Annotated in this window: 9 protein-coding genes; all 9 read left to right on the top strand. The window is 39.1% G+C overall.

Features of this window, described 5'->3' with window-relative positions:
- Positions 1–74 precede the first annotated feature (74 nt).
- Positions 75–1,196, top strand: coding sequence for a glycoside hydrolase family 43 protein (locus AC0IWE_RS08310; protein ID WP_471792686.1), 1,122 nt, complete (start codon positions 75–77; stop codon positions 1,194–1,196).
- Positions 1,197–1,307: 111 nt separating this feature from the next.
- On the top strand, positions 1,308–3,143 hold the full coding sequence (locus AC0IWE_RS08305) for a glycoside hydrolase family 35 protein (protein WP_471792685.1): 1,836 nt from the start codon (positions 1,308–1,310) through the stop codon (positions 3,141–3,143).
- A gap of 426 nt (positions 3,144–3,569) precedes the next feature.
- Positions 3,570–6,584 (top strand): SusC/RagA family TonB-linked outer membrane protein, encoded by a 3,015-nt coding sequence (locus AC0IWE_RS08300; protein ID WP_471792684.1) that lies wholly within the window; start codon positions 3,570–3,572, stop codon positions 6,582–6,584.
- 11 nt (positions 6,585–6,595) lie between these two features.
- Positions 6,596–8,296, top strand: coding sequence for a RagB/SusD family nutrient uptake outer membrane protein (locus AC0IWE_RS08295; RefSeq protein WP_471792683.1), 1,701 nt, complete (start codon positions 6,596–6,598; stop codon positions 8,294–8,296).
- A 94-nt stretch (positions 8,297–8,390) separates the two neighbouring features.
- A complete protein-coding gene (locus AC0IWE_RS08290) occupies positions 8,391–10,436 on the top strand; it encodes a SusC/RagA family TonB-linked outer membrane protein (RefSeq protein ID WP_471792682.1) in 2,046 nt (681 codons plus the stop codon).
- A gap of 16 nt (positions 10,437–10,452) precedes the next feature.
- Positions 10,453–10,749 (top strand): TonB-dependent receptor domain-containing protein, encoded by a 297-nt coding sequence (locus tag AC0IWE_RS08285; RefSeq protein WP_471792681.1) that lies wholly within the window; start codon positions 10,453–10,455, stop codon positions 10,747–10,749.
- Entirely contained in the window at positions 10,706–11,413 is a 708-nt protein-coding gene (locus tag AC0IWE_RS08280; RefSeq protein WP_471792680.1) for a hypothetical protein, read from the top strand. The genes AC0IWE_RS08285 and AC0IWE_RS08280 overlap by 44 nt, the downstream gene beginning before the upstream one ends.
- Before the next feature lie 9 nt (positions 11,414–11,422).
- Positions 11,423–12,259 (top strand): RagB/SusD family nutrient uptake outer membrane protein, encoded by an 837-nt coding sequence (locus AC0IWE_RS08275; RefSeq protein WP_471792679.1) that lies wholly within the window; start codon positions 11,423–11,425, stop codon positions 12,257–12,259.
- A gap of 62 nt (positions 12,260–12,321) precedes the next feature.
- Positions 12,322–13,167 (top strand): RagB/SusD family nutrient uptake outer membrane protein, encoded by an 846-nt coding sequence (locus AC0IWE_RS08270; RefSeq protein WP_471792678.1) that lies wholly within the window; start codon positions 12,322–12,324, stop codon positions 13,165–13,167.
- Positions 13,168–13,692 lie beyond the last annotated feature (525 nt).

The raw sequence follows: 13,692 nt of genomic DNA, 5'->3' as shown, positions 1-13,692 counted from the left end.
AAATACAGCCAACTGTATAAATAAGAATAGTTGATTGAAATAAAGTTTATATAACGTTAAAAATTATTAATTAAATGATGAACAAGAGAATCAGTTTTATTTTGAGATTTATCGTCTTCGGTTTATTACTGAACACCCATGTATCGGCGCAGCAGGCTTATACCTCTTTCAATCCGGGTAAAATATGGAAAGATGATAAAGGTGTTCACATTAACGCACATGGTGGCGGTATTGTAGAATATAAAGGAACCTATTACTGGTTTGGAGAGCATAAAATAGAAGGCGAAAAAGGAAATAGTGCGCAGGTTGGCGTGCATTGTTATTCATCTAAAGATTTATACAACTGGAAGGATGAGGGCATTGCGTTGCCGGTTTCAGATGATCTGAAGAGTGATATTGCCAGGGGATCTATCCTGGAACGCCCTAAAGTGGTTTACAACAAGAAAACCAAAAAGTTTGTAATGTGGTTCCACCTGGAGTTGTTGGGGAAAGGTTACGCGGCAGCACGATCGGGCGTTGCAGTGGCCGATAAACCAACCGGGCCATATACTTTTATTAAGAGTTATCGCCCAAATGCTGGTAAAATGCCATTTTATGCAGCCGGAACGCCTGAAAAAGATCAGGTAAACTGCGAAAAGCCAGCAAATAAAAGTGATGGCTTTTTCTGTAGAGATTTACCTGGTGGCCAGATGGCAAGAGATATGACCGTTTTTGTAGATGATGATGGGAAAGCCTATCATGTGTTTTCTTCGGAAGAGAATTTTACGCTTCATTTAGCAGAGTTGACTCCAGATTATCTGAGTCATACCGGAAAATTTATCAGAATTTATGTCGGACAGCAAACTGAAGCTCCAGCTTTATTTAAGAAAAATGGAATATACTATATGATTGGTTCTGGCTGTACAGGTTGGGCACCAAACCCTGCAAGGTGGTTTAAAGCAACATCAATTTGGGGGCCATGGACATACATGGGCAATCCGTGCGAGGGAGAGGGTGCTAAATTAACTTTTGGCGGTCAAAGTACTCATGTATTGCCTGCACCAGGTAAAAAAGGGCAATTCATTTTTATGGCAGATAAATGGGAACCAAAAAATGCGATCGATGGTCGTTATTTATGGCTGCCTATCAAATTTGATAACGATAAAATTTCAATTAACTGGATGGATCAATGGGATCTGAGCGTATTTAAAAAGTAAAGAAAAAACACATTTAATATAATAAACCGGGATTGATGGATTGCGTAGAAATGCGCAAATTGGATTCTTTTTGCCTGATAAAAGCCAATCATCTCATAAAAAAAATTAAAAATGAAAACAAGATTAGTATGGCTGGCGGCACTATGTTTCTCCTTATCGGCTTTTGGTCAGCAAGCCAAACACAGTTTTAAGTTAGGGGATAACAGTTTTCTGTTGGATGAAAAGCCTTTTCAAATTATTTCCGGGGAGTTACATTATCCGCGTGTACCAAAAGAAGCCTGGCGCGCCCGTATGAAAATGGCCAAAGCCATGGGCCTTAATACCATTGGCACTTATGTTTTCTGGAACCTGCATGAGCCACAGAAAGGTAAATTCGATTTTGCTGGCAACAACAACATTGCCGAATTTGTAAAAATTGCACAGCAGGAAGGTTTGTGGGTTATTTTAAGGCCCAGCCCGTATGTATGTGCCGAATGGGAATTTGGTGGATATCCGTATTGGCTGCAAACAGAAAAAGGCCTTGTTGTACGCAGTACGGAAAAACAGTACCTGGCCGAATATAAAAAATATATACTGGAGGTGGGCAAACAGCTTGCTCCATTGCAGATTAACCATGGTGGCAACATTATAATGGTACAGGTAGAAAACGAATATGGTTCTTATGCCGCCGATAAAAACTATTTAGATATTAACAGGAAGCTGTTTATCGAAGCTGGTTTTGACGGATTGCTTTACACTTGTGACCCTGCTGCAGATGTGAAAGATGGCCATTTAAACGGCTTATTGCCCGCCGTAAACGGAATCGATAATCCGGCAAAAATCAGGCAGCTTGTTAATGAGAACCATAATGGTAAAGGGCCATATTTTATTGCCGAATGGTATCCTGCCTGGTTCGATTGGTGGGGAACGCCTCATCATACTGTTCCGGCGGCACATTATACCAAAAAACTAGATTCGGTATTGGCAGCAGGCATTTCGATTAATATGTACATGTTTCATGGTGGTACTACCCGCGATTTTATGAATGGTGCCAATTATAAAGACATTTCACCTTATGAACCACAAACCAGTAGCTACGATTATGATGCACCTTTAAACGAAGCAGGTAATGTAACTGAAAAATTTAAAGCTTTTCGAAGTGTAATAGAAAAATATTTACCTGCCGGGCAAAGTTTGCCACCTATACCGGCTGCTAAACCGAGTATTGCCGTTGCACCTTTTAAACTGAGCAGCAAGGTGGCTTTGTTTAATGTGCTTCCTCAACCCGTAAAAAATATTAACCCGCTTACTTTTGAAGCACTAGGCCAGGATTATGGTTATGTATTGTACCGCACCACTATAAAAGGTGGTAAAAAAGGCGAATTGCAATTGAAGCAACTCCGTGATTATGCTTTGGTTTTTATCAATCAGAAAAGGGCAGGCATTTTAGACCGCAGGCTTAACCAGAATACCTTAACACTAAACCTTCCGGCAGGTGATGTACAGCTCGATATTTTTGTTGAAAACATGGGTAGGGTAAACTTTGGTAAATACTTACTGGAAAACAAAAAAGGCATTACCGAGCAGGTAACTTTTGCAGGTGCAGAGGTTAAAAACTGGTTAATGTATGGTTTCCCTTTCAGTAACGACCGCTTAACTGCTAAAACAACAGCCAATGCAAGTGGAAACGGACCAATTTTACAAAAGGGATCGTTCGAGATTTCGACGATAGCCGATACTTATTTAGACATGAGCGATTGGGGTAAAGGTGTGGTTTGGATTAACGGACACAACTTAGGGAAGTACTGGGCTATTGGGCCGCAACAAACCTTATATGTTCCGCAAGAGTGGTTAAAAAAAGGGAAGAATGAGGTTGCTGTTTTAGAACTGATCAAACCTGACCAAAATATGTTAAAGGCAATTGACGAACCGATTTTAAACACACTCAAAAAGTTAACCGTAGATTAAACGTTTAAAAATCTTAAAAATAGGGGTTAAAGGCTAAAATCAAGCAAAAAGTAACGATTTAACCCCTATTTATTACCGTATTACCCCTCAATAGAGGGGTTTTTTAATAGTTACTTTGCCATAACCAAATCCCTATTCATGAGTAACTTTCACAGCAGATCAGACTAAGCGGTTGTACCGCATTAATTTCCCCCTCTATTTTATCCTTAATCCCAAACAATTAATCATATGAAAAAAGATTTACTACTGCGCTAGTCGGTTGTAATTATCATCTCTAACAATTTTACCAATTGTTACCGGGTGATTAAATACGCTAAACCAATATGGCTATAGTCATTTTGGTGCCTAATTTTTATCAACACTGTTTGCGAAATCCCTAATTCGAAACCGCTGCAAGCTGTGTAACCAACTAACTAATATAAAATTATGAGTGAAAAAAGAATACTCAAACTCCTGGGCTTCGTCCTTGTATCCTTGGCATTTCTGAATTTTGGCAACCTGAGTTATGGCAATTCGGTAAATTCAATCCTCCGTCAGGATACTTCGCAGCTTAAGCGCATCACATTTGCCATCCTTGATGAGAATGATTTCCCATTAATAGGGGCTGATGTAATCAATGTCCGTTTAAATAATGCCATTAAAACAGATAGTACCGGAACAGCAAAGTTAAATGCTGAGAATAATGATGTTATACGCATCCAATATAAAGGTAAACTATTAAAAGATTATACGGCTAACGGCAATGTAAATCAAATTATCAGAATCGATGGTAACAATACTCTTGTTAAGTTACAAAAGCAAGTGGTATTAACCAATGATATTAAACTGGCAGCAAATTTAACAACATCATCTACACAGGCTGTTTACAATAACGATCTGATAAAATCAACAGTTACAAGTGTTAAAAATGCACTTACAGGTCGTTTGGCAGGTTTATACACCAATCAAAGCAGCGGTCGCCCCGGGCTTGATGAGGTATCTGTATTGTTGAGGGGGCAGAATCCGATTGTACTTATTGATGGAATACCAAGAGATCTTACGATGATCGATCTGGAAGAAATTGAATCTGTAACTGTACTTAAAGATGCTGTTTCTACTGCAATGTTAGGTCTTCGATCATCTGGTGGTGCAATTGCAATTACAACAAAGAAAGGTTTTATTGGTGCACAGCAAATTTCACTAACCGCACAGGCGGGTATTCAAAGTCCACTTAAATTACCCAAAACATTAGGTGCTTTTGATTATGCCAACTTATATAACGAAGCGAGGCGAAATAGTGGCGACCAGCCGGTTTACACACAATCTGACCTTGATGCATTTAGAACCGGATCTGATCCTATTGGGCATCCGGATGTAAATTGGCAAGATCAGGTTTTAAAAGATAAATCTACATTTAGCCGTTACGATCTTAATTTCAGAGGCGGTGGTAATACTGCACGGTACTATGTTGGCTTGGAATACCAGAATCAAAAAGGCCAGTTTAACGAAAGTGATTTAAACGAATACTCTACCAATACAAGCTTTAGCAATTATACTGTACGTTCTAATGTAGATATTAATCTTACGCCAAAAATGACACTCGGACTTCATCTTTTTGGAAGGATTGGTAATTACACACAACCTGGAAACACCGCAGCCACCATTTTTAATTCTATATTGAATACTCCAAATAATGCATATCCTATTTACAATGAGAATGGTAGTTATGGAGGCAACACACAGTTCCAAAATAATATTTATGCGCAAACTGTTAACTCTGGTTACCGCTTAAATTACAGACGGGATATTATTACAGACTTAACTTTGAGACGGAATTTAGATGACATTGTACCTGGTTTATGGGTACAGGCATTGGTATCATTTTACTCGGGTTTATCAGAAAATACGGATAGAAGCAAATCATTTGCGGTTTATAAACAGAATGGTTCAGGTTCTACAGCTTCTTATCAGCTTTTTGGAACAAACGGAACTCAGAACAACAATACCTCTACCGATTACCAAAACAGGCAATCATACATTGAAGGCGCAGTTGGGTATAAGAGAAATTTTGGTTTGCACCAGATTGATGCACAAATTAGGGCCACCAGCGATAATGTTAATAATGGGGGAGACCTTGGCCTGAATTATTATGGGGGATCGGGCCGGGCGGCTTATAGTTTTGATGAGCGTTATACCGCTGAGGTAGCGTTTGGATTAAATAAAACCAACAGGTATCCAAAAGATTCTCCGATGGGATTTTTTCCTGCTGTGGGTTTAAGCTGGACATTAACCAAGGAAAAATTTATGCCTCAGCTGGAATGGTTAAATGATTTAAAATTATTTGCAAGTTATGGCCGTACGGGTAATGATGCGGCAGGTTATTTTGTTTTTCAACAGTTTTATGTAGGCAGTCCGAGTTCGTATTTCTTTGGTACAAGTGCTTCAAGTAGTTCTGCCTTACGCCAGGATGTATTGGCCAACCCTAATGTTACCTGGGAAAAAGGCGATAAGCTGAATCTGGGTTTAAAAACTACCCTATTTAAGAACCAATTATTTATGCAGGCAGAATATTTTAACAACAAATATTCAGATCTGCTTACCTCGCCAAATTTATCTACCATTGTGGGTACAACATTAAGAAACCTGAATGTAGGTATCAATAGGTATAGCGGTGTAGAACTGCAATTAAACTGGCATCAATCTTTTGGAGATTTTAGTTATTTCATAGCTGGTAACGCAAGTACGTTAAAATCAAAAGTAATTTATCAAAACGAGGTTTATAGAGCATACAGTTACCAAAGCCGTACCGGCCAGCCGGTTGGGCAGCAGTTTGGTTACATTGCCGACGGGCTTTTTCAATCGCAGGCAGAAATAAATTCAGCTGCTAAAATTGCAGGATATAATCCAGTTCCGGGAGATATCCGCTATAAAGATCTTAATAGTGATGGCGTAATCGATCAGTTTGATCAAGCCAAGATAGGCACCGATAAACCTTTGGTTTATTATGGCGCAAACATTGGTTTTTCTTATTCTGGCTTTGATTTTAGTGTGTTGCTGCAAGGAGTTGCAAACAGGAATTTATTGTTAACGGGCAACAGTGAATGGGAATTTCAGAACGGCGGGTTTGGGCAAGCTTATGAGCATAATTTGGAGCGTTGGACGCCAACAACGGCTGCAACAGCCACCTATCCCAGAGTTACTGTTGGCAATAACTTCAATAACAATATTGTTTCTTCATTCTGGATGCACAGTGGCAATTATTTGCGGTTAAAAAACATCGAACTGGGTTATACCATTTCATCGCGGTTTACCAATAAAATAAAAGTTTCGAGCATCAGATTATTTGTAAACGGTACAAATTTGTTTACAAGTGCCTCGTTTGAACGGGTTGATCCGGAAACCAATGGTGGAGTATATCCCATTCAGAGGGTAATTAATGGCGGTTTAAGCGTTAAATTTTAATCTCATCACAGATGAATACGAGAATAATACTTTTCATGATTGCGCTAGTAGCCATGGCATCATGTAAAAAATATGAAGAAACCCCATTACAGGGAATTAATAAGGGCAATGTTTACGATCCTTTGGATAAAAATGGCGATTATGCCAGGCAGGTACTGTCGGATTTATATACTTCACTTCCTGATGGTTTTAACAGGATTAGCGGTGATGGTACCGTTGGTGATTTTCTTGATGCCGGCAGTGATGATGCAATTCCATCAAGACCAAATAAAGTTGTAGAATATTTCACCAATGGAAGGCTTAATTCAACCAATAATCCGGATAATAACTGGGAAACTGCTTACCGGGCAATTCGTGCCGCAAACGATTTTTTAGCCAATATAGATGTTGTTCCTGTTGATGCTAATGCACCTAAAACACTTCAATATTGGAAAGCTGAAGCACGTTTTATCAGAGCGATTAATTATTTCGAAATGATTAAAAGATATGGTGGCGTACCGTTAATAGGTGATAAAGTATTATCTCCTGACGATAATTTACAGATTCCACGTAATACTTTTGAGCAATGTGTAACGTATCTGGTAAGCGAATGCGATGCCATTAAAGGCTTATTGCGGGTAGAGCCGGTTGCAGATTCTGACTTAGGCAGAATTACACGGGGTGCAGCTTATGCACTAAAAGCAAGAGTATTGCTATATGCGGCAAGTCCACTTTTTAATGGTGGAGGAATAGCAGCTGATGCAACCAGAAAAGCACTGGCAGGTTACCCAACATTTGATGCCGGAAGATGGACGTTGGCTTTAAATGCACTGCAAGATTTAATCAACTTAAATGCTTATCAGCTTACATCAACATTTAATGCTGCATTTATTGGCAGAAAAAATACAGAGGTAATATTGGCCAAACAAAGGGCTAAAACTTTCGATCTGGAAACCAACAATGCACCTATAGGTTATACCACACCACTGAGTAATGGTTTTACGAGTCCAACGCAAGAACTTGTAGATGCATTTCCGATGCTGAACGGGTTGAATATTACAGATCCGGCTTCTGGTTATGTGGCTGCTAACCCTTATGCAGGGAGGGATAAAAGATTGGATAATACTGTTTTTTATAACGGAATTAGGTGGTTGAGCCGTAATGTAGAAACTTTTGATGGTGGTAAAGATAAACCTGGAGGGGTGGCTGTACAAACCAGAACAGGCTATTACCTAAAGAAATACATGGCAGATTTTTCTGCTGCAACGGCCTATGCTACGCAGGATCATAACTTTATTATTTTTCGCTACGGTGGCATATTGCTCGATTATGCAGAATGTTTAAATGAGGTAGGGCGAACGGCAGATGCTTATGCACCGTTAAGATCACTGCGTTTAAGGGCTGGAATTACAGCTGGTACAGGTGCAGATGCCTATGGAATTAAAGCCGGAATGTCTCAAACAGATATGCGTGCTTTTATCCAAAATGAAAGAAGGGTGGAGATGGCTTTTGAAGAACAGCGCTTCTGGGACATCAGACGTTGGAAAATTGCAGGCCAGGTGTTAAATGGTTCACTCCATGGTACACAAATAACAAAAGCAGCAACGGGTACTTTAACCTATACACCTTTTACGGTAAGCAATACCACATTTAATCAGCGGTTTTACCTAATGCCTATCCCATATTCAGAGGTGATTACAAACAGAAGCCTGATACAGAACGAGGGTTGGTAATTAATAACAATTAAGTTAAAACTGAAAGCATTTATGAGAAAATATATATTCTTTTTAGCATTTACCATTTTGTCGAAGTTACTCTTTGCGCAAAATGTTAATATACAAGGCCAGGTTAGCGGATAAGGATGGCGGAATTCCTGGAGCGAGCATTATTGAGAAAGATTTTCCGGGTAACGGGGCATCTACCGGAACGGATGGTAAGTTCCGAATTACCTTACGGGGTAAAAGCCGGATATTGGTGGTTAATGCTATCGGTTATCTTGCAAAAGAGGTAACAGTTGGCCAGTCGGCTACCATTAACATAGCTTTAGAAACTGATGTAAAAGGTTTAGAAGAAGTGGTTGTGGTAGGATACGGAACCACTAAAAAAGCCACCTTAACAGGAGCAATTAGTTCGGTATCAGGGCAGGATATCAGAAGAAACCCATCGGCAAGTTTGCAAAATACATTGGCTGGTAGATTGCCAGGTTTCAGTTCACAACAAACCAGTGGCCAGCCAGGATCGGATGGAGCAACATTTTTTATCCGTGGAACAGGTTCTTACACGGGCTCAAACCAACCACTAATTATTGTTGATGATATTGAATTTACTTATGCCCAGTTTGCACGCCTTGATGCAAATGAGATTGAAAGCCTAAGTATTTTAAAGGATGCATCAACAACGGCTGTTTATGGTATTAAAGGGGCAAATGGGGTTGTTTTGGTAACTACCAGGCGTGGGGTAGTTGGCCCGCCCAACATTACCTTCCGTACTGAATATGCACTGTCTCAACCAACAAGATTGCCTAAATTTCTGAATGCTTACGAATCTGCCAAGCTGTTTAACCAGGCACGGATAAATGATGGCCTTGCCGTACAATATACCGATGCCGACCTTGAACACTGGAGAACGGGTGATGATCCATACGGGCACCCGGATGTGGATTGGAAAGAAGTTCTTTTTCGCAAATTTAGTTACCAATGGCGCAATAATTTCGACATTAGCGGCGGTAACGATGTGGTTAAGTATTTTGCATCATTAGGAATGGTTACGCAAAATGGTATTTTAAACGATTTTGGGAAAGGTGAAGATGTAAATAACAATTTCTATTACAAACGGTATAATTACCGCTCTAACATTGATATTAAGGCAACCAAAACCTTAAACGTTAAGCTGGATCTGTTTGGTAATATTGGTGAACGGAATAATCCGGTAATTCCAAATATTAATGGCATTCAGAACATCTTTTATTTTTATAACAGTTATTTAACACTGGCTCCTTTTGCTTACCCCATTAATAACCCCGATGGAAGTTATGGTTACAGCTATGCGCAACCAAACCGTTATTCATCACCCAACATTGTACAGGCATTAACGCTGGGCGGATACAGCAGAGATTTCGAAAACAATATGAATATCAATGCCGCCGCAACACAAAAGCTTGATTTTATTACACAAGGCTTATCATTAAGAGGGGCTATTGCTTATGGCAGTACATATACCTATTCAAGAGGATTATCGAGAGGAACTTTTCCTGCCTTCATTTATAATCCAGTTGATGGAAGTTATACACCAAAGGATCCGAATGTGTTCAGGGTGGGTACTTATTCACTAAATTATAGTCCAGGTTCAACCACAAGAACAATTAACCCTCAAGCCTCATTAAATTACGATCGTACTTTTGGTGCACACCACATTTCAGGTTTGGCATTGTATAACAACAGGAGTTTTTTCGGCTATCGTGACCCTGCCAACACCAATAGGATTTTAAACTTTATCCCTATTCCAACAAGTGGTTTTTCAGGTCGTGTGGGTTACGATTATAAAGGGAAATACCTGGCCGAATTTAATGCTGGCTACAATAAATCAGAGGTTTTTGCTTCAGGTAAAAAATATGGCTTTTTCCCTGCCGGATCAATTGGTTACAACATCTCAGAAGAAAAGTTTTTTAAAGATAACATCAAGTTTGTAGATCGGTTAAAATTCAGGGCTTCTTATGGTCTTGTTGGTACCGATGATATTGGTAACTATGCATATGCATACCTACAAACCTACAATAACAGTGGTAACGTATCTTTTGGAACATCGCACAATGCATACAATGCCATATTTGAAGGGCGTTTAGCCAACTCGGATGTGACCCTGGGAAAAGGTTAAGAAGTTAAATATCGGTATGGATTTAAGCATGTTTAAAGGTCGTGTAACCTCAACATTAGATGTGTTTAACGATAACAGGTACGATATTTTAACCAATAGAGGAACAGTATCTTATGTATTTGGTCAATCTTTGCCTCCCGTTAACTTAGGAAAAACAAATAACAGGGGTTTTGAACTCGAAATTGCGTATAATGATAAGATCGGTAAAGATTTTAATTACCGTGTTGGTGGCAATATCTCTGTGGCAAAGAATAAAATTGTTTTTCAGGATGAAGCTTTACCCGTTGTTCCCATATCAGCAATATACCGGTAACCCGATTAACACACCAAGGCAGTTTAAATTCTTAGGTTTTTATCAGGATGCAGCAGATGTTGCCAGCAGTGCCAAACCTTTAACCGGTGTAAAACCTGGCGATATTAAATATGCTGATTTAAATGGCGACGGTGCAATTACCGATGCCGATCAATCTTACTTTGGTTACTCAAATACGCCTAATACAATTGTAGGTTTTAATTTAAGCGCAAATTACAAAACGCTGAGTTTGAATGTACTTTTTCAGGGAGCATTAAATTTTAACGTTGCGGGTATCCGTGAATCCATCCAGGCATTTGGTTCTAATTTACAGGCCATCCACCAACAAAGCTGGACACCAGAACTTGGTCAGAATGCCAAATATCCAATTTTATCAACGTCTCCAAATGCGATTTCTATTCCTACAGCACCTTCAGACTTCTGGAATGTAAGAGGAGATTATTTACGTCTTAAATCGATTGAACTGAGTTATGGAATTCCACAGAGTTGGGTAAATAAAGTTCGTTTAAAAGGGGCAAGGATCTATGTTAATGGTACAAACTTAATTACCTGGACAAAGCTTGGCTCGTTATATGAGTACGATCCAGAAATATCGAGTAACAATACCAACACCAACTATCCGCCACAAAGGCTATACAATATGGGTTTATCGGTAACATTTTAAGTTTTAACCATGAAAAGATATATTTTATTTGTTTTAATATTGGTAGGATTAGCGTCCTGCAAAAAAGCAACCAGTTATCTCGATCAGCAAAATGCTGGTCAGGATGCTACAGTTGTGTTTAGCGATAGTGTAAGAACACTGGGTTTTTTAAACGGTATTTATCAGGGCAGGGGCTTTTCCTTTAATAAAGGCCGTTGGGATAGCCATGGCAACCTTGAGGAAGCTACAGATGATGCTGAATACCGGTACAGTGGCTCAGGCCAATATGCTGTAATTCTGTATTCGGGCAACGTAAACCCACTCAATGTTGTAAAAGGTACAACGACTGATTTTTATGTACAGCCATATCTGCAGATACGTGCAGTAAATTTATTTCTGTCTAAATTGCCAACAACGCCCTTAGCCCCTTCAACACAGAAAAGGGTTGCTGCTGAAGCCAGATTTTTACGTGCATGGTATTACCATTATTTGGTTAAATCTTTTGGTGGCATAGCTCTTTTAGGCGATAAATTGTTTGATAAAGATGACATTATCGATATTCCAAGAAACACATATGAAGATTGTGTAAATTACATTGTAAGCGAATGTGATGCTGCGGCTGCAAACCTTCCGTTAGATCAATTGGATCAAGACTATGGCAGAATTACCAAAGGAATGTGTCTTGCATTAAAATCAAGGGTATTGCTTACGGCTGCCAGTCCGTTATTTAATGGAGGTGGCATAGTTAAAACAGGTGCAATTGCCAATATAATTGCATACCCAACTTATGATGCAGGCCGATGGGCAAAAGCGGCACAGGCTGCAAAAGATGTAATAGACATGAATAAGTACGACCGCTTGTTGTAGATAACACTACTGCGCCGGGTTTTGGTTTTTATAAAACGTTTATCAGCCGCGCCAACAATGAAATGATTTTTACTTTTACGCAAGCTCCAAATAAAGATTTTGAAGGTCATTTTTTACCGCCATCGCGCAGTGGAGGATTTTACTCGACACCTACGCAAAATTTAGTCGATCAGTTTGATATGCGTAACGGTAAACAAATTACAGATCCAACTTCCGGTTACAATGCTGCAAATCCGTACATCAACCGCGATCCAAGGTTTGGATACACTGTTATTTACAACGGTTCTGCTTATGCAAACAACAGCGGTGCCCAAACGCCAGTTTTTACTTATGTTAATGCACCAAGTGATGGTAACGGAATAGGAACAACTTCAGGGTATTACGGCCGTAAAATGTGCGATGTAAATGTAAGTTATGGAGGCAGTGCCAACGCAGATAGGGGTTATCCGTTAATGCGTTACGCAGAAATATTGCTTAATTACGCTGAGGCCCTAAACGAAACCGGACAAAGCAATGATGCCCTTGTTTATATTTTTAAAATAAGAGAACGTGCAGGTATTTTACCTGGAGCTGATGCAAGGTTTGGCATAAAGGCGAATATCAGCCAATCAGAACTCAGAGATTTGATTATTAAGGAACGCCGTACCGAAATGGCTTTTGAAGATATGCGTTTTTATGATGAGAGAAGATGGAAAATTGCCGAAGTAACGGAGAATGCTTTTAACAAGGTAATGTTGATTACTCCTAAAACCGGCACCACATCTACATCTACCGACGGTACCTCTTATAATTATCAAATTGCCAACTCGATTAGAAGACACAACTTCCGGCCAGCAAATTATCTTCTTCCTATTCCGCAAAGTGAAATTTTGAAACTTCCTTCATATTTGCAAAATCCGGGTTATTAAGTAATAACGCTCAAATTCAATGCGCTGCAACTTTCAATTTAGAAAGTTGCAGCGCATTTTTATTTTAGGGTAAGTTTTTTAATAAATCTTACGCAATGCCATAACAGTCATATTTAGGTTTATTTTAAATAAATTCAGAGTGTTGAGGTAATATATTCAGTTATTGGGCACTTTAACATTTGAATAGAGACTTTAAGATACATTCAAAATGTTTTTTATTAAACGTTGTTTCGACGTTTAATTTTTGTCAAAGTGATTGTTTGCATCAAAAAACACTAAAAAGTAACGATTTAACCCCTATTTATTACCGTATTACCCCTCACTACATTGGCATTTTTTATGGTTAATTTGTTTCAACCAAGTATAACAAGCTCCGATGCACCTATCCAAGATTAACTACCTAGGATAATTGATGGTTGTAACTTCATTAACGATTGTTACCGCCAGTTCTTCAGCATACCAAATAACATTGATAAGATTATGACCAGAACAACACGATTAAAATTACTTTATTGCTGTGCACGC

The sequence above is a fragment of the Pedobacter sp. AC402 genome (assembly GCF_979252805.1).
This window is presented reverse-complemented; position numbering and strand designations above follow the sequence as displayed.